General features: G+C 44.8%; 19 protein-coding genes. 5 read left to right on the top strand and 14 right to left on the bottom strand.

What is annotated here, in order from left to right:
• From uvrA to AXI57_RS02895, 3 genes are all read right to left on the bottom strand, one after another.
• The gene (gene uvrA / locus AXI57_RS02905) at positions 1 to 2,874 is read right to left on the bottom strand and encodes an excinuclease ABC subunit UvrA (RefSeq protein WP_061669187.1); all 2,874 of its coding nucleotides are present in this window, start codon (positions 2,872 to 2,874) and stop codon (positions 1 to 3) included.
• 7 nt (positions 2,875 to 2,881) lie between these two features.
• Positions 2,882 to 4,867, bottom strand: a complete 1,986-nt coding sequence (gene uvrB / locus AXI57_RS02900; protein WP_010790057.1) for an excinuclease ABC subunit UvrB — start codon at positions 4,865 to 4,867, stop codon at positions 2,882 to 2,884.
• A 182-nt stretch (positions 4,868 to 5,049) separates the two neighbouring features.
• Complete coding sequence (locus AXI57_RS02895) at positions 5,050 to 5,280, bottom strand: DUF2198 family protein (protein WP_003326754.1); 231 nt, start codon at positions 5,278 to 5,280, stop codon at positions 5,050 to 5,052.
• A 385-nt stretch (positions 5,281 to 5,665) separates the two neighbouring features.
• Here AXI57_RS02895 and AXI57_RS02890 point away from each other — a divergent pair, with 385 nt between their 5' ends.
• The 5 genes from AXI57_RS02890 (at position 5,666) to AXI57_RS02870 (ending at position 11,455) form a co-directional block, all read left to right on the top strand.
• Positions 5,666 to 8,170 (top strand): PEP/pyruvate-binding domain-containing protein, encoded by a 2,505-nt coding sequence (locus tag AXI57_RS02890; protein WP_061669186.1) that lies wholly within the window; start codon positions 5,666 to 5,668, stop codon positions 8,168 to 8,170.
• Between the two features lie 77 nt (positions 8,171 to 8,247).
• The gene (locus AXI57_RS02885; RefSeq protein ID WP_003326752.1) at positions 8,248 to 8,817 is read left to right on the top strand and encodes a TetR/AcrR family transcriptional regulator; all 570 of its coding nucleotides are present in this window, start codon (positions 8,248 to 8,250) and stop codon (positions 8,815 to 8,817) included.
• Between the two features lie 32 nt (positions 8,818 to 8,849).
• The gene (locus AXI57_RS02880; protein WP_010790059.1) at positions 8,850 to 10,184 is read left to right on the top strand and encodes an MFS transporter; all 1,335 of its coding nucleotides are present in this window, start codon (positions 8,850 to 8,852) and stop codon (positions 10,182 to 10,184) included.
• 182 nt (positions 10,185 to 10,366) lie between these two features.
• Positions 10,367 to 10,666 (top strand): BslA/BslB family hydrophobin, encoded by a 300-nt coding sequence (locus AXI57_RS02875; protein WP_162267639.1) that lies wholly within the window; start codon positions 10,367 to 10,369, stop codon positions 10,664 to 10,666.
• A gap of 207 nt (positions 10,667 to 10,873) precedes the next feature.
• Positions 10,874 to 11,455, top strand: a complete 582-nt coding sequence (locus AXI57_RS02870) for a beta-propeller fold lactonase family protein (RefSeq protein WP_081112738.1) — start codon at positions 10,874 to 10,876, stop codon at positions 11,453 to 11,455.
• A 45-nt stretch (positions 11,456 to 11,500) separates the two neighbouring features.
• On the opposite strand, the gene minJ is transcribed toward AXI57_RS02870, so the two are convergent.
• From minJ to AXI57_RS02815, 11 genes are all read right to left on the bottom strand, one after another.
• Positions 11,501 to 12,700, bottom strand: coding sequence for a cell division topological determinant MinJ (gene minJ, locus AXI57_RS02865; protein ID WP_061669184.1), 1,200 nt, complete (start codon positions 12,698 to 12,700; stop codon positions 11,501 to 11,503).
• A 76-nt stretch (positions 12,701 to 12,776) separates the two neighbouring features.
• Complete coding sequence (swrA, locus tag AXI57_RS02860) at positions 12,777 to 13,130, bottom strand: swarming motility protein SwrAA (RefSeq protein WP_042870672.1); 354 nt, start codon at positions 13,128 to 13,130, stop codon at positions 12,777 to 12,779.
• Between the two features lie 388 nt (positions 13,131 to 13,518).
• Positions 13,519 to 14,970: a carboxy-terminal processing protease CtpB gene (gene ctpB, locus AXI57_RS02855; RefSeq protein WP_061669183.1), complete on the bottom strand. Its 1,452-nt coding sequence runs from the start codon at positions 14,968 to 14,970 to the stop codon at positions 13,519 to 13,521.
• Positions 14,971 to 15,101: 131 nt separating this feature from the next.
• On the bottom strand, positions 15,102 to 15,992 hold the full coding sequence (gene ftsX, locus AXI57_RS02850; RefSeq protein ID WP_003326743.1) for a permease-like cell division protein FtsX: 891 nt from the start codon (positions 15,990 to 15,992) through the stop codon (positions 15,102 to 15,104).
• A complete protein-coding gene (gene ftsE, locus AXI57_RS02845) occupies positions 15,985 to 16,671 on the bottom strand; it encodes a cell division ATP-binding protein FtsE (RefSeq protein ID WP_003326742.1) in 687 nt (228 codons plus the stop codon). The genes ftsX and ftsE overlap by 8 nt, the downstream gene beginning before the upstream one ends.
• A gap of 222 nt (positions 16,672 to 16,893) precedes the next feature.
• Complete coding sequence (gene cccB / locus AXI57_RS02840) at positions 16,894 to 17,232, bottom strand: cytochrome c551 (RefSeq protein WP_061669182.1); 339 nt, start codon at positions 17,230 to 17,232, stop codon at positions 16,894 to 16,896.
• Positions 17,233 to 17,279: 47 nt separating this feature from the next.
• Complete coding sequence (locus AXI57_RS02835) at positions 17,280 to 18,128, bottom strand: YitT family protein (RefSeq protein WP_003326739.1); 849 nt, start codon at positions 18,126 to 18,128, stop codon at positions 17,280 to 17,282.
• Between the two features lie 270 nt (positions 18,129 to 18,398).
• A protein-coding gene (prfB, locus tag AXI57_RS02830; protein ID WP_100198804.1) for a peptide chain release factor 2 occupies positions 18,399 to 19,500 on the bottom strand; the annotation gives its coding sequence in 2 pieces (ribosomal slippage) (positions 18,399 to 19,427 and positions 19,429 to 19,500; 1,101 coding nt in all).
• A gap of 78 nt (positions 19,501 to 19,578) precedes the next feature.
• Positions 19,579 to 22,104: a preprotein translocase subunit SecA gene (gene secA / locus AXI57_RS02825; RefSeq protein WP_061570795.1), complete on the bottom strand. Its 2,526-nt coding sequence runs from the start codon at positions 22,102 to 22,104 to the stop codon at positions 19,579 to 19,581.
• Positions 22,105 to 22,276: 172 nt separating this feature from the next.
• Positions 22,277 to 22,843 (bottom strand): ribosome hibernation-promoting factor, HPF/YfiA family, encoded by a 567-nt coding sequence (gene hpf / locus AXI57_RS02820; RefSeq protein WP_003326736.1) that lies wholly within the window; start codon positions 22,841 to 22,843, stop codon positions 22,277 to 22,279.
• A 194-nt stretch (positions 22,844 to 23,037) separates the two neighbouring features.
• Positions 23,038 to 23,415, bottom strand: coding sequence for a DUF8042 domain-containing protein (locus AXI57_RS02815; protein WP_010790069.1), 378 nt, complete (start codon positions 23,413 to 23,415; stop codon positions 23,038 to 23,040).
• Positions 23,416 to 23,419: the final 4 nt, after the last annotated feature.

Here is a 23,419-nt window from a genome sequence, read left to right as displayed (position 1 = left end):
TTAAGGTGTAACGGTTTCTTTTGCTTTAATGAGCGCCTTCATCCGTTTTCTGTCACGCTCCACAACTGGTTTCAAATAATGGCCGGTATACGATTCTTTTACTTCCATTACATCTTCGGGCGTTCCCGACGCTACGATCGTTCCGCCCCCCGCTCCGCCTTCCGGACCGAGATCAACAATGTAATCAGCCGTTTTGATAATATCAAGATTATGCTCGATCACAAGTACCGTATCCCCGTTGTCCACGAGACGCTGAAGCACAATCAAAAGCCGTGCGATATCATCGACATGCAGACCTGTTGTCGGCTCATCTAAAATGTACAGCGTGCGGCCGGTTGATCTCTTGTGCAGCTCGGATGCCAGCTTCACACGCTGCGCTTCTCCGCCGGATAAGGTAGTCGCGGGCTGGCCGAGTGTAATATAACCCAGTCCCACATCGAAAAGCGTCTGAAGCTTGCGTTTGATTTTCGGGATATTTTCAAAGAAAGAAAGAGCATATTCAACTGTCATATCCAGCACATCGGAAATGCTTTTCCCTTTGTAGGTGACCTCAAGGGTTTCCCGATTGTAGCGTTTTCCATGGCATACCTCGCACGGGACATACACATCCGGAAGGAAATGCATCTCAATCTTAATAATTCCGTCGCCGCGGCAGGCTTCACAGCGTCCGCCTTTTACATTAAAACTGAAACGCCCTTTTTTATAGCCGCGGACTTTCGCTTCATTCGTCTGCGCAAACACGTCGCGGATATCGTCAAACACACCGGTGTATGTTGCCGGGTTTGATCTTGGTGTCCGCCCGATCGGCGCCTGGTCAATATCAATGACCTTATCAAGATGGTCTAATCCCTTTATTTCTTTATGGCTTCCCGGCTTCGCTTTCGCTTTATGAAGCTTTTGCGCCAAAGCCTTGTGCAGAATTTCATTTACGAGTGTACTTTTTCCTGAACCGGAAACCCCCGTAACCGCTGTGAATGTTCCAAGCGGGAATTTCGCATTCGCTTTTTTCAGGTTGTTTTCCGATGCGCCTTTAATTTCAATGAAGCGGCCGTCCGGTTTTCTTCTTTCAGGCGGCAGCGGGATAAATTTCTCCCCCGATAAATAACTTCCGGTTAATGAGTCTTTATCAGCCATAACCTCTTTCGGCGTGCCTGCCGAAATCACTTGCCCGCCATGAACGCCGGCGCCGGGGCCGATATCAATCAAATAATCGGCAGCCATCATCGTATCCTCATCGTGCTCAACGACAATCAGCGTGTTTCCGAGATCTCTCATATTTTTCAGCGCGCTGATCAATCGGTCATTATCTCGCTGATGAAGGCCGATTGACGGCTCGTCCAAAATATAAAGCACTCCCGACAAACGCGAGCCAATTTGCGTCGCGAGCCTGATTCGCTGGGCTTCTCCTCCGGACAGCGTTCCCGCAGCACGGCTCAGCGTGAGATAATCCAGTCCGACTTTATCAAGAAAACTGAGCCGTTCGACGATTTCACGCAGAATCAAGTCCGCAATCTGCATATCTTTTTCCGAAAGGCTAAGACCTTTGAAAAATTGCAGCGCGTCTGCTATAGACAGCTCGGTAATCTTTCCGATATGCCGGCCGTCTACTAAAACGGCAAGCGCTTCTTTCTTTAAACGATAGCCTTTGCACGTCGGGCAAGGTTTTTGTGACATGTATTGCTCCATCTGTTCACGGATATAGTCTGAGCTCGTCTCTTTATAACGCCGCTCAATATTGCGCAATACACCTTCAAATTCAATATGATTTTCACGAACCTGGCCGAAGTCATTTTCGTATTTGAAATAAATCTGTTCATTGCCGCTTCCGTACAATACTTTATCCAGCAGGTGATCGGGCAATTCCTTCATCGGCACTTCCATATCAATCCCGTAGTGGCTGCATACCGCCTGAAGCAGCTGAGGATAATATTGTGAGCTGATCGGCGTCCATGGCGCGATCGCATTTTCCTTCAATGACAGGTCTTTATTCGGAATGACAAGGTCCGAATCGACCTCAAGCTTCATTCCCAGCCCGTCACAAGTTGGGCAAGCGCCAAACGGACTGTTAAACGAAAACAAGCGCGGCTCAAGCTCGCCGATTGAAAAACCGCAATGCGGGCAGGCGTGGTGCTCGCTGAACATCAGCTCTTCCTGGCCCATTACGTCTATCATGACACGGCCTTCGCCTAAACGAAGGGCTGTCTCTAATGAATCTGACAGCCGCGGGGCGACGCCTTCTTTCACTACAATCCGGTCAATGACAACTTCAATGGAGTGCTTTTTATTTTTTTCAATCTCTATCTCTTCAGAAAGCTCGGCCATTTCGCCGTCAATCCGAACTCTGACATACCCTTGTTTTCGAATTTGCTCAAGCACTTTGACATGGGCGCCTTTTCTGCCGGACACAATCGGCGCAAGCACCTGAAGCTTCGTCCGCTCCGGGTACTCCAAAATCCGGTCGACCATCTGCTCAATCGTCTGTGATGTAATTTCAATTCCATGCTCTGGGCAGTGCGGTTTTCCCACCCTTGCGTACAGCAGGCGCAGATAATCATAAATTTCTGTCACCGTCCCGACAGTTGATCTCGGGTTGCGGCTCGTGGTTTTTTGATCAATGCTGATAGCCGGGGATAAACCCTCAATCGCGTCGACATCCGGCTTATCCATCTGGCCTAAAAATTGGCGGGCATAGGCAGAAAGCGACTCCACATAGCGCCGCTGCCCCTCTGCATATATGGTGTCAAAAGCAAGGGAGGATTTACCGGAACCCGACAGTCCAGTCACCACTACGAGCTGATCTCTCGGAATGGTCACATCTATGTTTTTCAGGTTATGCGCCCTTGCTCCCTTCACCTCTATCCGATCCATAGCCATTCTTTCATCATCCTTCCGCTTTTAGCTCTAAAAGTAAATCGCGAAGCTCCGCGGCTCTTTCAAAGTCAAGCGCCTTGGCTGCTTCCTTCATTTCAAGTTCCATTTGTTCAACGACTTTCTGGCGTTCTTTTTTCGTCATTTTCGCCAGTTTCGGCGCTGCTTTTGTTTTATATTCTTCTTTATCTTCAGCAGCCACTGTCGCGCGGATAACGTCGCGTATTTCTTTATTAATCGTTTGCGGCGTAATGCCGTGCTCCTCATTAAAACGCTCCTGCTGCTCACGGCGGCGTTTCGTTTCGTTTATGGCAATTTCCATTGATTTTGTCATTTTATCGGCATACATGATGACGCGGCCTTCCGCGTTTCTCGCCGCCCGCCCAATGGTCTGGATCAGTGAGCGTTCTGACCGGAGGAAACCTTCCTTATCCGCATCCAAAATAGCGACAAGGGATACCTCAGGAATATCAAGCCCTTCTCTCAGCAGGTTGATTCCGATAAGAACATCATGCTTGCCGAGCCGGAGATCCCGGATGATTTCAATCCGTTCCAGCGTCTTAATCTCGGAATGAAGATAATTGACCTTAATGCCGATCTCTTTCAGATAATCTGTCAGATCCTCAGACATTTTCTTCGTCAACGTGGTGATGAGCACTCTTTCATTCCGTTCGGTCCTGGCTTGAATTTCACCGATCAAATCATCAATCTGTCCTTCAATCGGACGCACCTCAATAATCGGATCAAGAAGCCCGGTCGGCCGGATAATCTGCTCGATCATTTCCGGTGTATGCTCTATTTCATAAGGGCCCGGCGTTGCTGAGACATAAACAATATTGTGCATATGCTTTTCAAATTCTTCGAAACGGAGCGGACGGTTGTCAAGCGCTGAAGGCAGACGGAATCCATGATCCACCAGCACTTGCTTTCTCGCTTGGTCTCCGTTAAACATTCCGCGGACCTGGGGAATTGTCACGTGCGACTCATCGACAACGATCATAAAATCATCGGGGAAGTAGTCGAGAAGCGTATATGGCGTGGAACCCGCCGGACGAAGCGTCAAGTGCCTTGAATAGTTCTCGATGCCTGAGCAGAATCCCATTTCCCGCATCATTTCAAGATCGTACCTTGTCCGCTGCTCCAATCGCTGCGCTTCAAGGAGCTTGCCGTTCTCATGCATGACTTTCAGCTGCTCCTCAAGCTCTTTCTCAATATTAAGAATGGCTTTTTCCATTTTTTCGGCTCGTGTGACGAAGTGGGAAGCCGGGAAAATAGCGACATGGTCGCGGTCGCCGAGGATCTCCCCGGTCAGTGCATCCACTTCTCTGATCCGTTCAATCTCATCTCCGAAAAATTCGACCCGTATACAATGCTCGTCGCGTGACGCCGGGAAAATTTCCACGACATCTCCGCGCACCCGGAACGTTCCCCGTTGGAAATCAATATCATTGCGGGCATATTGGATGTCAACAAGCTTTCTGAGCAGCTGGTTGCGTTCAATCTCCATTTCCGTCCTGAGCGAAAGCACCATTTCACGGTATTCTTCCGGTGAACCGAGACCGTATATACAAGAAACACTCGCAATGATAATGACGTCTCTGCGTTCAAAAAGAGACGATGTTGCGGAGTGTCTGAGCTTATCAATTTCATCATTAATGCTTGCGTCTTTTTCTATAAATGTATCCGTTTGAGGCACGTAAGCCTCCGGCTGATAGTAATCATAGTAGCTGACAAAATACTCGACAGCGTTGTTCGGAAAAAACTCTTTGAACTCGCTGTAAAGCTGGCCCGCAAGTGTTTTGTTATGGGCAATTACAAGTGTCGGTTTGTTGACTTCTTTAATCAGGTTGGACACCGTAAATGTTTTACCCGTACCCGTCGCACCCAGAAGAGTCTGGTGTTTCTTTCCTTCTTGAATTCCTTTGACAAGCTTTTCTATAGCTTTCGGCTGATCTCCCTGGGGCTGGTATTTCGAGACTAACTCAAAGCGATCTTTCACAAATAAGCCTCCGTTTCTTTACGAAATCTTCCTATTGATATAGTAACACAATGAAGAGCAAAATCGCTAAAAATACGAACTAAAGTTCGATGGCCATTTATTTCCATCTTGATTTTCCGTATAAAAAACCTGCTTTCTTCAGGCAAAAGCAGGAATTCATCTCTTTATATATGATGGCCGTGTTATTCTTCCTTTTTTTCTGCGGCTTTTTTCGCCATGTATAACCCGCCGGCAACAAGTGACACCACATCTAGCCCCACGATCAGATACGTTTCCGTATAGCCTTTTAAATAGGAGGCAAATAGCAGTGCGGCTGTAAGAGCAATTGCCACGTAATGATTAAATGTGACTCTCGTAAAAAGGACAACAAGCATAAAAGGAAAAACTAATGCAAAAACGGCTTTTGTTATCACAAAAACCCTCCTCCGATTCTTCATCTCATCTGATTATAGTAAAAAAAGAAGAATCGGACAATGATGCAATCGTTCCCTCTTTATACACAATACCCGTTTTTAGCATGGTTCAATCATCTTTTTGCAATGATTCTTCTAAACCTCTACATCAGTATAAGTGAGTCAAATAGCCCGCCTTCTCCTGAAACTATTATCACTCTAACCAACTTAATTATTAACTTTATTTAGGACTTATTGTGTTTGACAGCATTTTCCTTACCCTCTACAATTGGATGATAGTGCTCACTATCATTTTTGAAGACAGGCTCCAGAGTGCTTTTACTTTTTCAGGATATAAAAAAAGAAAAACATCCTGTATATCGACGGAAAGAGGGGGTTATGAAACATGTATTCAGTACTGTTTAACAAAGCTGAAGAATCCAGTCAATTGGCTGGCGCAAAGGGCATGAACCTGATTAAGATGACCAAAAACGGACTTCCCGTTCCAGACGGTTTCATCATTCAAACCAATGCCTTGGCGCGTTTTATGGAGGATAACCAGCTTCATGAAACAAAAGAAGACATTGAAAACAACATCATTAACGGCATATTCTCAGATGAACTGAAGAATGAGCTTACGGCTTCCTTTTATGAACTCAGGGAATCCTATGCGTCTGTCGCCGTCCGGTCCTCTTCCGCTTCAGAGGATTTAGAAGGCGCTTCTTTCGCAGGCCAGTATGAAACATACTTAAATGTCAAAACAGAAGATGAATTTCTCGGAAAAGTAAAGGAATGCTGGGCTTCTTTTTTCTCTGCCAGAGTCGGCCGCTATAAAGAAAAAATGAAAAATAATCATGGTAAGCCGTTAATGGGCGTCGTGGTTCAAGGGCTGATCGAATCTGAAGTATCAGGTGTCATTTTCAGCCGCAATCCGGTCACACACGATGACGGCGAATTATTAATCAGCGCAAGCTACGGTCTTGGTGAAGCGATTGTTTCCGGCAGCGTGACACCCGACACATTCATCGTGAATAAAGATTCATTCGCCATTCAAAAAGAGATGGGCTTAAAGGAATTGTATATGGTTTCTCAATCTGAAGGCATTGCTGAAAGAGAAACAAACGAAGAAATGCGGAATCGCTATTGCCTTAATGACGAGCACATACGGGAACTTGCTGCCTTAACGAAAAAGACCGAGGCATTGTATGGATTTCCGGTTGATCTGGAATTTGGAATCGCCGAAAACACATTATATCTTCTTCAAGCCCGCCCGATTACAACCATTGACCAAGATAAAGAAGCTGCTGAGGAAGAGCGTGATTTCATGATCACCAAGGAGGATATGAACGATTTCTGGCTGAATATGGAGTCAAACATTGAAGGACCGATCAGCCCGTTATTCTCTTCTCTTATTGTTCCTGCAATGGAGCACGGGCTGAAAAAACGTTCCGAGCAATTTCCGATCGGGGTAACGATTGAAGAAGTGAAACAGTATCGGGGCCATATTTATTCGAAACAAAAAGGCGGAGACCCGACCGAAGCTGCAAAGGCTGCCGAAGCGGCTGAAGAACTGTTTCCTCATTTGGCTGAGCGGATGTACGGCATTCTCAACAAAACCTTCCTGCCTTTTTATGAAACATTAGATGAACTGTCAGCAGCTTCACACACACCGGAAAGCGCGCTGAACGCCTTTAAGAAACTAAAGGCATTTTATATGGAAGCCTATGATGAACACTTCAATATCGTCTTCCCGCAATTACTCCTGAATACGAAGCTGGAAACCATGTATCAGCAAGTTCAGGGAGACACGGAGAATTCCCATTTTCATGAGATGCTGACAGGAAAAATGAACAAATCCTTGGAAACAGACCGGCATCTGTGGCTGCTTTCTAATGAAGTCAAAAAGAACGCAGCGCTGAAACAGGTATTTGAAACTCATCAAGCGGAAGAACTGCAAGAGACGCTGGCGCAAACAAGCGACGGAAAGCTTTTCTTGGATAAGGTAAATGAATTTTTGCGGGAGTATGGCTGGAGATCAGTGAAAAGCCATGATCTTATTGAACAGATCTGGGCTGAAAACCCTTATTACGCCCTGTCCCACATCCAAAATTATGTTCGCAATGGCTATCACTTTGACAATGAGTTTAACAAAACAATTGAAAAAAGAAAGCAGCTGTACAATGAATTCTTGCAGCAGATAGAAGATGAAGCCTTCCGAAAGGAATATGACCGTTATTATCAATGGATGCTGAATTCATCTGTCATCCGTGACGACCATCATTTTTATATTGATGCGATGCTTGATGCAAAGGCAAGAATCTTTCTGCTGAGAATCGGCGAAATGCTTGCAGACAGCGGTGTTATTGATGACAAAGAGGACCTGTGGTATTTATACGATGACGAAATCGAAAACGCCCTTTTACACCCTGTTCCGCTCCAGGCTAAAACAGCAAAACGGAGAGAGGTATTTAAAGAGTATGAATTGGTTCACGCCCCTTCTTATCTCGGATCACCGACGGCGGAACAGCTGAAGGCTGCAGAAGACATCGTCGGCTCGGTTACCGAAGATGAAAAAAATACAGAGGATCATATTTACGGCGTTGCTGCTTCAAGCGGCATTGTAAGCGGTCCGGTTAAAGTGATTCGGGATGCCAATGAGTTTTCCCGCTTCTCACCGGGGGATGTGCTTGTTTGCAAAATGACCACACCGTTGTGGACCAGTCTGTTTCAAGATGCCAAAGCCGTCATAACAGACACAGGCGGAATTTTGTCTCATGCGGCGATTATTGCGAGAGAGTACGGATTACCTGCTGTTCTCGGCACGCGCGCAGCAACTGACAGGCTGCGGGACGGAGATGTTGTCACAGTGGACGGCACCAGCGGCAAGATCACCATCGTCAGCCGCGCTTAAATGCCGGCTGCCTCTTTATTATACCGGCAGGACAGGTGTATACTTGTCCTGCCAGTATATTCGTGAGGTGAAACGTATTGAGACCGACAAACCGCAGAATCCTTGATGCCGCGATGCAGCTGATTGTCAAAAATGGCTATCGCGCAACCACAACAAAAGAAATTGCAGAGAAGGCAAATGTGAGTGAAGCCACGATCTTCCGCAATTTCAAAAACAAGCAAGGATTAATGAAAGCACTCATTTCCCAGCATTCTCAAAGCATGAGCAGCATTATTGGAAAAACGACAGGTGATCCGCATAAGGATTTGCTTCATATCGGAACCTGTTTGCTGGCAGAGCTTGAACGAAAAAAGGATATTTTTCATATCAGCTTTAGGGAACCGGCTATGTTTGAAGAAGTCATCAACCATGTAACACAATATCCCCAAGCCATGAAACATCTGCTTATGGACTATTTTAAGGAATTAGGGGAAAAAGGAATCATTCACAAAGGAAATGAAGAGGCGAATGCAGATGTTTTTATGTCTATCATTTTCGGCTATTTTATACACCGTCTCCAGTTAGGGCAAAGAGTGATTACACTGCCTCAGGATAAAATGATTAAACATAGCACCAATATTTTTATCGAAGGAATTTTAGCCCGTTAAACCTCTGGCAGACAAAGTAAAGGAGGATACCAATGGGTTCAAGGAAAGAATGGGCGCTGATCGTTTCTCTTTTGCTGGGAGCCATACTCGTTCCCATTAACTCAACGATGATTGCAGTTGCGCTTTCATCTATATCAAATACGTATGATGAATCACTCGCCAGCATCACGTGGGTGGTGACTGTCTATCTGATTGTCATGGCAGTGACCCAGCCGATTGCAGGAAAGCTCGGCGATATGTACGGAAACAAAACGATGTATTTATGGGGAGTCGGCCTTTTTCTCATCGCTTCCTTGGGATGCGCCCTCTCACCAAGCCTGTTATTATTGAATGTATTTCGCGCATTACAGGCTGTCGGCGGTGCGCTTCTGACGCCGAACAGCATTGCGATTATCCGGCACGTGGTCTCGGAAAAGCGTCTGCCGAAAGTATTTGGATTTTTCGGGCTCGGCGCGGGACTCGGTGCTGCTCTCGGCCCGTTTATCGGTTCGATCTTGATCGACAGCTTTAGCTGGCATTCAATCTTTTGGGTTAATATCCCGTTTCTGGCCATTGCATTATTTACGGCAATGACCATGTTTCCAAAATACAAAGAAAAAAAATCAGACGCGCCGCTGGACATTATTGGCTCTGCCTTGCTTGCCGTAAGCATTATCTCTATTATTCTGCTCACAAAGAACGCTGAATCATGGGGATATCTGATTTACGGTCTGCTGATTCTCTTGTTCGTCCCGCTTTTTTTCAGATGGGAGCTCCGAACGAAGCACCCGGTCATTGATTTGTCCTTATTTAAAAACTCAACATTCACCAATGCGAATCTATCAGTTATGTTAAGTAATTTGATGATGTATGCCGTATTGCTGATCATGCCTTTATTTATGACGAGCCAGTTTGGGCTTGAAACTTCCAAAAGCGGTATGGCGCTGTCCGTGTTTTCTATTTTCATGTCGGCAAGCAACTGGGTCGGCGCTCAACTGCATAATAAATGGGGCGCTCGAAAGGTCATCTTTCTCTCCTTTGCCATGATGGCGGGAGCCAATATTTTATTCTTATTGCTGAGTCAGTCCCATTCCATTGTATTTTTAATGGTTTCACTTATTTTAGGAGGACTCGCTTCAGGCGTCGGTTTAACAAGCATGCAGGTTTCTTCTCTATCAACAGTAGATGCCGGCATGTCCGGAACAGCTTCGGGTATCTTTTCAACCTTTCGATATTTCGGAAGCATTACTTCTTCCGCTCTTATCGGCCTGATTTCCGGATTTCATATCCTATTTATCATCTTAATCGGCGTTTCAGTCATCGGTATTTTTGTTTCTCTCGGAATTAAGCCTGCTGAAACAGCCAGCGTTCAAAAAAATTCAGCGTAATCGTACGGGTTCTGAGATCATCTCAGACCCTTTTTTATTTTCTTTGTATAGTTTTTCTGCTTCATCTTTTCTATCAGAGTTGCTTTTCGATTTCCGTCTGCATAAGGTACTGTATCTGACTCGCATTCTGCCAGACTCTATTCCCAAGCTTTCAAATACGTAAAGAGAAATGGGGAATTGATATGGTTCAGCCTCAAGACCAATTTCGGCCGCTCGCGCCTTCTTTAACAATCACTGCCGTCCAAAATGATGCGGAAGGGACAACTACCGATCTTATCCTCACGTATTCGCCTAATTCAGTGCTGTCTTTAGGCGGTGTCGTATTCAGACTGCCTGAAGGGTTTACTGCGACAACAAATGATACAATCAACAATTCCGCTCTGTCAGCTTCGCAAATTTCTGAAGGCGGCAGAAAAGTCACACTGCCTCTCACCCTAGATCTTCTCGGAATTGCGCAATTTACGCTGACACTTAAAAAATAAAACCCTGCCGGCTGAAGGGATCTATTCCTTTTCAGCAGAAAATACGGTTTTAATCATCGGCTCATTGCTTCCGGCAACGACTGAATTATATATTGAACCGGCAACCTTCGCATACGTGACCAACTTTTTAAGCAATAATACTCCGCTATAAACCGAACCTCTAATACAGTTTCAGAATATATTCCGGCCGGCGCGGCTCCGCTTGGCATTGCCATTACCCCCAACGGAAAGCTCATTTATATTTGCAACTCGGGAGAAAACAGCGTTTCCGTGATCAGAACGGAAAACAATAGCGAATTGACAAAAATACAAGTGGGTGCTGTACCGTATAGCATTGTGATTACCCCAAACGGAAACTTTGCCTATGTGGCAAACCAGCAAAGCAGCAATGTATATGTGATCAACACTCAGACTAACGCCGTCATTAAAATCATTCCCGTCGGGCTTTTGCCATCAGGCCTTGACGTATCACCTGACGGACAGTTGCAGAATGTCGGCACAGGCCAAAATCCCCTTGGGCTGACAGTTACTCCGAACGGTGAGAAAGTTTATATCTTGAATTCAAGCGGCAGTGATGTGTCTGTTTTCAATACAGCAACAAACACAATCACGGCGGCCATACCGGTGGGTTTATACCCATACAGCGCCGCATGTACGCCCGACGGCTCAAGAATCTACGTAACAAACCTGCTGAGCACCCTCATTTCTGTGATTGATACCGCCTCTGATACAGTGGTGAACACCATCACATCAGAAATTTATCCCGCAGGCATTGCCTTGCGGATCTAAAAAAACAGTCCGGTGTCAACGTTTTTCACGTGACACCGGACTGTTTTATCCTTGCAAAGCGGTTATATTTTCTTCTTCTTCTTGGTTATCCTTTACGAAAAGAATTCCCAATTCGTGGTGCTCTCCTTCATAAGTCGCACGCTGATCGAAACGAATCTCCCCATTTAACCCGATGACTTCCAGCTTTACGAACGCCCTATTATTTTGGAGGGCTTCATAAAAATCAGACACGTGCTTGACGGGTGTACCATTCACCTTCGTAATAATCTCGCCGATTTTCAGCTCCAGATCCTCCGCAGGCGTATTCGGGATAATTCCGAGCACCATTAAGCCCTGATCCCGTTTGGAAAAATAAAAAGGGGCCGCATTGTCGTTCACCCGCTGCTTCAGCGACAGGAATATCCGGCCGAACACCGCGGTCAGTACGGCCGCTCCCGCAAATGGCATCCACCAGATACTTGCCGCGCCAAAAGCCGTAATCACCAGACCCAGTATGGCGATCCGTTTCGCAGTAGTCTTAATGCTGATTGCCGGAAGTGATCCCTGTACCCTTTGTCCAAATCCTATGATATAAGGAATCCAGATAAAGTGGAAAGATCCTCCAGGAACTGAAAACACAGGCCACCAGGACAAATGTGATTCTAATCCGTTACCCGGCACCAGGATAAACAGCGGCAGCAGCCAAGCACGATTAGATATCTGCTGTCCGATCGGCAGGCCCCGGCTGCTTACAACCAGAGCCGGCGATGTCTTCACATGCGCCGAACGATAAGCAGCCGCACCTTCCGTAATGACCAATAGACCCAGCAAAACGGCTATAGCCGGCCAATTAATTTCGAAGCCTTGCGGAAACCGATTCAAAAAAGGCTCTGCCTGAAAATAGCTGAGGCCAAAGCCAATGATCATACTCACACCGACAATATAAGCAGCAGACAGCCAGTTTGCGCGTAAGACCAGCGCTGCGACAGCCGTTACAACGGCAATGATCCCAAGCATGCCGAGCGGAACCGATATCCCGAGCCCAAACAGGATCACTGAAAGAATAATGCCGGGGATGAGCCCTTTTGTATATGTAAATTTCAGCTCATCGTAAATATCGGCAATTCTCGTATGAAATGTTTTTCGCTCCCGTTTAATCCTTGCATATCCATAAGCAAGGCTTATGATCATGAAAAACCAGAAGAGCGGGTGTAAAAAAAACAGCCCCGCGCTTTTTAACAGTTCAATTGCCCATTCAACAGACACTTTCGTTCACCGCCTCAAGCCAAGCATTTTAATATTATTCTACCAAATTATAAATGGCTTGGATATCTTAAAAGGTTTATCTCTCCTGATTCATCCAGAGCGTCACATTAGACAGTGAGAAATCCTTTAAATAATGGTTTACCTCGACGTCCAACACACCGCCGATGAGGAGCATTGATCGTTTTATGTCTGTCAGATTGATTCCCAACCGTTTATGATTTTTCATTAAATAATTAAAATAATGCTCGGCGCATTCCTCATTAATATCGTTCACTGATTCTACATTTGTGTAATTGACTAAATATCTGCTAAAGAGCATTAGAAGACTTAGTGCTTTTGTAGCTGAAAATGTTACGTCTTGTGTTCGGTCTTTTAATTGTTCCACTAATTCATAGTATTTTTTTTCACGCACAATACTTGCCCTCTTCAATTGTGAACCCCCATTTTCTTCATACAGTTAAGCACGGACCAGTACAAACAGCGGCACTGGCGGTGCTACAAGCATTCTCGCTAACGTTATTCTTTTCAATACGATTAGTGCAGCTGTCCAAAACATGAAATAACTGTTCTTTTTAGAACCTTCTTCTATTGTAGGAATTAAACCATTAATAGACAACTTGCAAAAGTTTCATTTTAAATACATATTTTCTCGTTAGAAAGTCTCTCTCATATATTGATATCGGGCATTTGTTGTCCTTTATAAATGTTTATATGTGAAAAATTTTTAAATATCCTGTCAAAAATGCGAAAAATATGTGACTTTTTAATCATTTTCTTTTAAGTCTATAGGAATAGGAGACGGCATCTGCCGTCTCCCTCTATTTTACAAATAATGATTTTAGCGCCGTTTGCAGCTGCAAGTCATTTTTTTCATCAGTTTTTTTCACGTCAATCAGCTGGTTCATTTTCTCCGCCGTTCTCTGATCAATCACTCCGGATTTATTCAGCTTGTTTTGATCTTGAAAAGCAAGAACAGCCTTTTTCATTCCTTCACTGAAATAACCATCGTCCCTGCCCGGATCAAAGCTGAGGCCTTTTAACAGCACTTGCGCATGCTTCACGTCTTCATTGTTCATATCCAATTTGAGCGGCTGCTTTAGCTGCAGCGGGCCTGCCTCGAAGTAATCAGGCTGTTTGATAGCGATGGTCGGCTTGATTCCCTTTTTATGAATCCAGTTTCCGTTTGGTGTCAGCCATTTATAAAGCGTCAGCTTAATATTGCTGCCATCCCCCATCGGTACTGCCTGCTGAACGGTTCCTTTCCCAAATGACGTATCACCGACTACATCATAGTGCGCTGCTTCTTTTAACGCGCCGGCCAAGATTTCAGAAGCGGAAGCACTCCCTTTATCAGTAATCACATTCACGGGATATGGTTTTATTTGCTTTAAAGTTGAGAAGTAACGTTTCTTATCGCCGTTCCTTTCCGCAATTTGGATGTAGGGCTGGTCTTTAGTTACAAATTGTTTGAGAATCTCTTCAACGCTCTGTAAGTATCCGCCCGGATTACCGCGGACATCGAGGACAAGCCCTTCGATTCCTTTTTTCTCCAGCTTCTTCAGCGCCTCTGAAAAGTCCTCGGCTGTATGCTCAGAAAATGTAGAAATCGCGATATATCCAACCGAATGGCCCTGCGTTTTTTTGACGGAAGAAAATACCGTTTCAAGCGGAATCTCTTCTCTCTTAATGTTGAAAGACAATTGCTTCTTCGTTCCCGGGCGCTGAATCTTGATAGAGACGCTGGAACCTTTCTTGCCTCTTATTTTCAGCACTGCGTCATTTAAATCCTTACCCGACATCGCTTCCCCGTCAATGCTGATAATTTCATCATTCGGTTTCAGCCCCGCCTTTTCAGCAGGTGATTGTTTAAATGGAGAAACGATAATGATTTTGTTTTCGTCCATCCCTACTTCTGCGCCGATTCCTTCAAATGAGGAATCAAGCGAATCGGAAAACTGCTTAGCAGTCTGCTTGTCCATATAAACGGAATAAGGGTCATTTAACGTAGACAGCATGCCTTGTATGGCACCTTCCATCAATTTTTGCCTATCAACCTTCTCTACGTATTCATTCGAAATTAAATCATACGCCTTTTCAATTTTATCCATTGCCTCGGTTCTATCAGAATCGGAGCGGTCTGACTGGGCTGCTGCTGTTACCGCTTGTGCTTGAGGCTTTTCTGCGTGAGGCATGTTCATTCCTGCGACAACGCCGGCTCCGCCAAACAGCAGACTCCCCGCTGCTATAAAAGCGATCATTTTTTGATTCATCCTTTACCTCCTCCTGTTGTGCCAGACTGTCTTTATGAAAACCTAGAGATAGTATATGTAAAGGATGGACATTTCATGTAAATCAGAGAAAAACAAAAAAGCCAGTCCGCATTGGACTGACTTTACTATATTTATACTCGCAAGAATTTGCGGATAGAGGTCAAACTTCCCCATACTCCAATGACTGCGCCAATCAAGATCAGCACAATCGACACTTGAAACACAAACGGATTATACGGCAGAAGGGAAACAAACGAACCTTGAACCTTCGGAGCTACCCAGCTGATTAAGGATTGATACGTACTCAACACAAGGGCGATCGGAATCACCGAGCCGAATACGCCGAGCAGCAGTCCTTCAAGGAAAAACGGCCAGCGGATAAACCAGTTCGTGGCGCCTACAAGCTTCATGATTTCAATTTCTTTTCTTCTGGCGAAAATCGTAATCTTAATCGTATTGGAAATTAAGAACATAGCCGTAAACAGCAGACCGATAATAAGAGCGATCCCGATGTTTCGTGAGACGCCGACCACTTTAAACAAACGGCTGACTTCTTCTTTACCGTACGTCACCTTGTACACGTGGTCCAGTTTTTCTATTTTCTTTGCCACGTTAGGTGTATCATGCGGATCTGAAGTTTTCACGACAAATGCGTCATTCAGCGGGTTTTCCTGGTCCTGCATTGTTAAGGACTGTCCGCTGTCTCCAAAACTGTCGACCAAGCTATCAAGTTCTTTTTCCTTAGAAGAAAAACTGACGCTTTGAATACCTGAAATATCGTTGATTTGATCCTCCAGCGTGCCTTGCGCTTTCTTATCTGCTGTCAAATCTATCAACACTTTGATTTCCACTTCTTTTTCGGCGTTAGACGCCATATTGTTCAGATTAAGCATAATCACTAAAAACACGCCGACTAAAATCAGCGTTACGGTTACCGCACTGATAGACGCAAATGTCATCCACGTGTTTCTGCCGAGAGATTTAAAACTCTCACGCAAATGCCGCCCGAGAATTTTAATCATAAGAACCATACTCCCCTCTTGACTCATCACGCACAATGACACCGTCTTCGATTGCAATGACCCGTTTCTTCATGGTGTTCACGATTTCTTTATTATGTGTCGCCATTACGACAGTTGTTCCGCGGTTATTGACCTCTTCCAGCGTCTTCATGACTTCCCAAGACGTATCAGGGTCCAAGTTCCCCGTTGGTTCATCGGCAATGACAACGTCAGGATTGTTGACGATAGACCTTGCGATGGAAACACGCTGCTGCTCCCCGCCTGAGAGCTGATCCGGAAATTGTCTCGCTTTATGTTTCAGCTGCACAAGATCAAGCACCTCAAGCACCCGCTTTTTGATCACAGACGGCTGTTCGCCGATGACTTCCAAAGCAAACGCAACGTTCTCAAATACCGTCAGCTTCGGCAAAAGCTTAAAGTCCTGAAAGACTACGCCTATTTTTCGCCGCACGAAAGGAATCTCTTTTTCCTTTACAGAGGCGAGATCTTTATTGTTAATTAATATTTGGCCCTTTGTCGGCTTTTCTTCTCTGTATATCATTTTGATAAAAGTAGATTTGCCTGCTCCGCTCGGCCCTACTACATAAACAAATTCACCGGGGTGAATGGCGATTGTTATCCCGTTGATCGCTTTTACGCCGTTACGATACGCCTTATATACCTCTTTCATTTCTATCATGTAATCACCTAATCTTTTATGTCTTTTTATGCCATACGGTCATACACTTCGAATTATTTGACAGCTTTATGACCCGTTCATATGTAATAAGATAAAAATCTGAAAGTTTCCTTTTTCAACACACTTCATTATACGTCAAATTTAGACATAATACTATTACAGTTTCTTTTCATCTGCCAAATAAAAAATCTTTACCTCAAGATCGGCAAAGATTTTTAGCCACTACTTTTTCTCTGACAGCCATTTGGCGATGGAAGCGGCTTCGGCATCATCAACTAGTCCGCCCGGCATATTGCCTCTTCCTTTTTCAATAATGCTTTGAATTTTGTCTTCATCGTATTTTCCGCCGACCTCTTGGAGATTAGGTCCTGAAACGCCTTCTAAATCCTTGCCGTGGCAGCCTATGCAGCTTTGCTGATAAAGCTCTTCTCCTTCAGAGGCAGAGGCTTCCGTGCTGCTGCCGGTGTCTGACTTCTTTTCCTTTGCATCATTAGATCCGCAGGCAGCCAATAGAACTGACATGGCAAACACAATCATTAGTATCGCTAATTTTGATTTCATTTGTAAAAAGCAACTCCTTTACGAACTCAACCATATTATAACCCCGTTCACGCGCGTTTGAAACCCTCTCCAAGCACCTCGCTTGCATCTGTAACAATCACGAAAGCAGACTCATCAATTTGTTTGACGACTTGTTTCAGTTTTGTGAATTCGGTTTGGCCGGCTACACACATTAAAATCGGCCGTTCATCATCTGTATAACCGCCGACCGCAGAAATTTTGGTGACCCCTCTGTCAATTTTCTTAAAAACCGCTTCTCTGACAGCTTCCTCATCCTTCGTAATGATCAGCGCCATTTTCGAACGGTTGAAGCCCACCTGCACCACATCAATCGTTTTACTTGATACATACACGCCAAGCATTGCAAATAGACCCTGTTCGATGTTAAACACAAGCATAGCGGCAACAACGATTAAACCGTCAATCGTCGCGAGGCATGTGCCCAAAGACAAGCCTGTATACTTATGTATGATTTGTGCAGCAAGAGCCGTGCCTCCTGTTGAGCCTTTTCCAAGATAAACAATGCCGATTCCCGTCCCGATCCCTACGCCTCCAAAAATAGCCGCCAACAATTCATTATTGGTGGCAGGCTGCAGATCCCTTGTTAAAAACACCACAAGCGGCAAAAAGATAGAACCCGCCAAGGTCTTCAGACCAAACTTTCCTCCAAGGATCACTACACCAGCGATAAATAAAGGAATATTAAAAATCCACTGCACATAGGCAGCCTCAAAACCAAATGGCTGTAAAATCGTACTGATCCCGCTTACTCCGCCTGCCGCAATCCGGTTCGGAAGCAAGAATACGTTAAAACACACACCCGTAATAGCTGCCCCTATAAGAATATAGATATAATCCCGAAAAATCTGTAATCCCTTGTTTGGCATTCCATTCATATAAATCCTCCGTTCTTTCAATTGCTTCGATAGCATTTTAATCCTTCCCGTGAAAGAAGTAAATAACACCCGAATACCGTATTAATATGCTAAAGCAGCAGCGGATCAAATGAAAAGAAGCGAGATTCTTCTAAATGCTGTCGTCCCACAATCAAAAAGCCTCCGGCTAATTTTGCGATTGGTTAGATTTTCCTATTTTCATTTTCGGTGCAGCAGGCTCGTCTATTTATTCATCAAAAAAACACACCCGACTAACAGGTGTGTTTTTTCCTAAGAAAGCTTGGAGCGTAAATACGCATCTATAAATACGTCAATGTCTCCGTCCATGACCGCTTGAACGTTACCCATCTCTGTATTCGTACGATGGTCCTTTACAAGCGAATACGGATGGAAGACGTAAGAACGGATTTGGCTTCCCCATCCGATTTCTTTTTGTTCACCGCGAATTTCATCAAGTTCCGCCTGCTGTTCTTCAATTCTTCGCTGATACAGCTTAGACTTTAGCATTTTCATTGCTCTGTCACGGTTTTTGATTTGTGAACGCTCAGTTTGACATGTGACAACCACATTCGTCGGCAAGTGAGTAATCCGAACGGCGGAATCCGTCGTATTGACGTGCTGGCCGCCGGCTCCGCTTGCACGGTACGTATCGACTTTAATATCTTCCGTGCGGATATCAATATCAATTTCTTCGTTGAATTCCGGCATCACGTCACACGAAACAAAGGATGTGTGGCGGCGACCGGATGAATCAAACGGAGAAATACGCACAAGACGGTGCACGCCTTTTTCCGCTTTTATATATCCATAAGCATTGTGCCCTTTAATCAGCAGCGTGACTGACTTAATTCCGGCTTCATCACCAGGGAGATAATCAAGCGTTTCAACTTTAAAACCTCTTCGCTCAGCCCATCTTGTGTACATTCGCAGAAGCATAGAACCCCAATCCTGGGACTCTGTACCGCCGGCACCCGGATGAAGTTCCAAGATGGCGTTATTTTTGTCGTACGGTTCGCTGAGAAGAAGCTGAAGTTCAAACTCATTGAATTCCTTCGTCAAAGTCTTTAATTCCTTCACCAGCTCAAGCTGAAGCTCTTCATCTGGCTCTTCCTTCAGAAGATCGTGAGTCATTTGAAGCTCTTCATGCGATTCACTCAATTTTTTATAAGAATTGACATAATCCTTCAATCCGTTTGCTTCATTAATAACCGTCTGAGCTTTTTGCTGGTCGTTCCAAAATTCCGGATCAGCCATTTGCTCATCTAGCTCAGCGATTCGAGTTTCCTTTGTTTCGAGGTCAAAGAGACCCCCTAAAGTCAGCTAAACGAGAAGCCATATTTTCAAGTTCTGCCCTGATTTCAGATAATTCCATTTCATTCACCTCATTAAAAGATCCGAGGGCGCCGGATGTGCCTCCGGCGCGCCCCGGTCATTACGCTCACGCGCGAACTTATTCAGTCCGTCCGCAGCAATTTTTATATTTTTTCCCGCTTCCGCAATGGCATGGCGCATTCCGGCCGATATCCACTACTTTACGAACAGGCGCTTTTTTTGCCTGTTTGGATTCGTCGCCGTCTTGCGGCTGGTGAGCCGTTGTTTGGCCTTGTACAACCTCTTCACGTTCAAGGTTGCTTTCAATTTCAGCTTTCATCACAAACTTCGCAACTTCATCTTCGATAGACGCGATCATATGCTCAAACATCGTAAAGCCTTCCATTTGATACTCACGAAGCGGGTTAGTCTGCGCATATGCCCGCAAATGAATACCTTGGCGAAGCTGATCCATAGCGTCAATATGATCCATCCATTTTGAATCAACCGCGCGAAGCACGATTACTTTTTCAAATTCACGCATTTGCTCAGCGCCGAAATTCTCTTCTTTTTCATTATATTTTGTCAGAATCCGATCCATAATCAGCTCATGCATCTCATCTGGCTCTTTTCCGAAAATGTCGCTCTTCTCAAGCGCGCCCTCATCAAGATAAGTGGTGTTCACCAGTTCAACAAGCCCGTCCAGCTTCCATTCCTCCGGAAGCTCTTCTTTTGGCGTGTAAGCGGCGATAGCCCGTTCAAGAGACGATTTAATCATATTCTCGACGATGTCGCGCAAGTTTTCTGAGTCAATCACTTCGAAGCGCTGCTTATAAATAACTTCACGCTGCTGGCGAAGAACATCATCGTATTGCAGGAGCTGTTTACGTGAATCAAAGTTATTTCCTTCGACACGTTTTTGTGATGATTCCACTGCGCGCGACACCATTTTGCTCTGAATCGGAGTGGAGTCGTCCATTCCGAAGCGGTCAAGCATCGCCATCGTGCGTTCGGCACCGAACCTGCGCATTAATTCATCTTCCATAGAAAGATAAAATTGTGTAATACCAGGATCTCCCTGACGGCCTGAACGTCCTCGCAGCTGGTTATCAATCCGGCGCGATTCATGGCGTTCCGTACCGACGACAGCAAGTCCGCCAAGTTCCTTCACACCTTCGCCAAGTTTAATATCCGTACCGCGCCCCGCCATATTGGTGGCAATAGTGACAGCGCCTTTTTGTCCGGCTTCTTCAATAATTTGGGCTTCTCGTTCATGGTTTTTCGCATTTAAGACTTGATGCGGAATGCCTTTGTTTTTCAAAAGCTTCGAAATTAATTCAGATGTTTCAACAGCAACAGTTCCGACCAGAACGGGCTGTCCTGTCATATAACGCTGGGCAACATCTTCTGCAACGGCCTTAAACTTTCCTTCCATTGAACGGTAAATTAGATCAGGACGGTCATCACGAACAACCGGCTGGTTTGTCGGAATCGTCACAACCTGCATATTGTAAATGTTGCGGAATTCCTCTTCCTCTGTTTTTGCAGTACCGGTCATACCGGCAAGCTTTGCATACATCCGGAAGTAATTTTGGAATGTGATCGTAGCTAAGGTCATGCTTTCATTTTGGATCTCAAGCCCTTCCTTCGCTTCGATGGCCTGGTGAAGACCTTCACTGTAACGGCGGCCTTTCATGAGACGGCCCGTAAAGGAATCGACGATCACAACCTGTCCGTCCTCTACCACATAGTCAACGTCCTTCTGCATGGCGGCATGCGCTTTTAAGGCTTGGTTGATATGATGGTTAAGCGCGACGTTTTTGACATCAAACAAGTTGTCAATGCCAAATGCTTTCTCGGCTTTGGTCATTCCTTCTTCAGTCAGCTGTACGCCTTTTGTTTTCACATCGTAGGTGTAATCCTTCTCAGCTTTCAGCGTACGGACAAAAGCATTAGCCTGCACATACAGCTTGGTTGATTTTGCAGCTTGTCCGGAAATAATAAGCGGTGTTCTGGCTTCATCGACAAGAATGGAATCGACCTCGTCAATTACGGCAAAGTGAAGCGGCCGCTGCACCATCTGTTCTTTGTAAAGCACCATGTTATCTCTTAAATAATCGAAACCGAGTTCATTATTTGTAGAGTACGTGATGTCAGCCGCATATGCTTCACGTTTTTCTTCTTTCGTCATGGAATTTAAATTCAAGCCGACGGACAAACCAAGAAATTCATAAATTTTTCCCATCTGCTCAGCGTCACGGCTTGCCAAGTATTCATTGACCGTCACGATGTGTACGCCTTTTCCTGATAACGCGTTTAAATAAACAGGCAGCGTGGAAGTTAATGTTTTCCCTTCCCCTGTTTTCATTTCCGCAATATTCCCGTCATGAAGAGCGACGCCCCCCATAAGCTGAACCTTAAACGGGAACATACCGGTTACGCGGCGGGAAGCTTCCCGTACGACCGCAAACGCTTCAACCAGAAGATCGTCCGGCGTCTCTCCTTTTTCAAGGCGCTCCTTAAATTCAATGGTTTTATGTTTCAATGCATCATCAGAAAGATTTTCATAATCTCCTCTGATCGCATCAATTTCATTCGCTTTTTTTTCGTATCTATTCAGCGTACGTTTTGTCGGATCAAACACTTTATTTAAAATTCCAAGCATCTATAACGCTCCTCTATCTTCACATGTCTTTTTCAGTGCATGTTTTAAATGATTTACTGGTCCATGTATACCTCTCATTATCATATCATACCTTCTGTTATTTCCAAAGAATTTGCAATTAATAATGAAGAAAAAAACCCTCCGCGAAAATCACGGAAGGCTGGTCTGCTTATTATTCGTTTGGTTCAATCAAGCCATATTTCCCATCATTTCTCCGGTATACTACGTTTGTCAGATTTGTTTCTGCATTCGTGAAAACAAAGAAACTATGGCCGAGCATGTTCATTTGTAAAATGGCTTCCTCGCTGTCCATCGGTTTTAAATTAAACCGTTTTTGACGGACAATTTCCGGGCTGTCCTCGTCTATTTCATCCTGAACCGCAACGTCTGTTTCAGACGCGCTGCCGTTCGTGAATAAATGTTTCGGTGATCCTTGCTCGCGGAATTTGCGATTCACCTTTGTTTTATGCTTTCTTATTTGACGTTCCAGCTTGTTCGTTGCGAGATCAATTGCATTGTACATATCCTCGTTATGCACCTCAGACCGAAGCGCCAGATCAGTCATTGGAATGGTAACCTCAACCTTAGATTCTTTATCATTATAGAACTTCAAGTTGACGTTTACATCGGCATTCACGCTGTGTTCAAAATAACGCTCCAGCTTGCCGATCTTCTTCTCAACATGATCCTTTAACGCGGGTGTAACCTCAATATTTTCTCCTCTGATGTTATAGTTCATCAAAGAACGCCTCCCTTTTATATAAGGATATGTATCTATTTCTCTTTTACCCTTTACAATTCCTGCTGAAACGTAAATCTTGTGTGAAGATTCAGTGAACTTTGTCGAATTATGGGCGATTTTCCCGAATAGCAGCTGATCTGAGGTATATGTATATGCGGTTTAAAAGAGAAAAAGAACTGTCCTCATATCATCTAATTCATAATAAAGGGCTCCATGCATTGATGGATGGTAAGCATCCATTTTCTATAATGTATAAGAAAATGTTCTTTTAAATAAGCACAAAATTCCCGAGATGGGAAGGTGAAAGAAACCAAGTGATCAAAATCAGCGAAAACCTCGTCAAAAGCTCGAATGCATATTTCGGCGCACTTCGTCTTCAATATGCGGAGAAGAAGAGAATGCGTTGAGTCCAAATAGAAAAAAGCTTGGATCAGATCATGATAAATCCGATCCCCTTCTGTTTTCGCCAAATTTTGGTCAGCCTCAATCAAATAACAAAGTCCCTCATCGATTGTAAAAAGAAGATGGTAATAGGCTGATAAAAGCGTATAATCTTCAATTCTGTTCAAGGCA

Origin of the sequence: Bacillus atrophaeus (assembly GCF_001584335.1) — a bacterium.
In the GTDB taxonomy this organism is placed as follows: Bacteria; Bacillota; Bacilli; order Bacillales; family Bacillaceae; genus Bacillus; species Bacillus atrophaeus.
The sequence above is the reverse complement of the archived record's forward strand: the minus strand, read 5'-3'. Positions and strand labels throughout refer to the sequence as shown.

Excerpts from the sequence above, each read along its gene's own strand:
- uvrA (WP_061669187.1), bottom strand. The coding sequence starts at position 2,874 with ATGGCTATGGATCGGATAGAGGTGAAGGGAGCAAGGGCGCATAACCTG.
- AXI57_RS02890 (WP_061669186.1), top strand. The coding sequence starts at position 5,666 with ATGTATTCAGTACTGTTTAACAAAGCTGAAGAATCCAGTCAATTGGCT.
- AXI57_RS02880 (WP_010790059.1), top strand. The coding sequence starts at position 8,850 with ATGGGTTCAAGGAAAGAATGGGCGCTGATCGTTTCTCTTTTGCTGGGA.
- AXI57_RS02875 (WP_162267639.1), top strand. The coding sequence starts at position 10,367 with ATGGTTCAGCCTCAAGACCAATTTCGGCCGCTCGCGCCTTCTTTAACA.
- ctpB (WP_061669183.1), bottom strand. The coding sequence starts at position 14,970 with ATGAATCAAAAAATGATCGCTTTTATAGCAGCGGGGAGTCTGCTGTTT.
- ftsX (WP_003326743.1), bottom strand. The coding sequence starts at position 15,992 with ATGATTAAAATTCTCGGGCGGCATTTGCGTGAGAGTTTTAAATCTCTC.
- ftsE (WP_003326742.1), bottom strand. The coding sequence starts at position 16,671 with ATGATAGAAATGAAAGAGGTATATAAGGCGTATCGTAACGGCGTAAAA.
- cccB (WP_061669182.1), bottom strand. The coding sequence starts at position 17,232 with ATGAAATCAAAATTAGCGATACTAATGATTGTGTTTGCCATGTCAGTT.
- AXI57_RS02835 (WP_003326739.1), bottom strand. The coding sequence starts at position 18,128 with ATGAATGGAATGCCAAACAAGGGATTACAGATTTTTCGGGATTATATC.
- secA (WP_061570795.1), bottom strand. The coding sequence starts at position 22,104 with ATGCTTGGAATTTTAAATAAAGTGTTTGATCCGACAAAACGTACGCTG.
- hpf (WP_003326736.1), bottom strand. The coding sequence starts at position 22,843 with ATGAACTATAACATCAGAGGAGAAAATATTGAGGTTACACCCGCGTTA.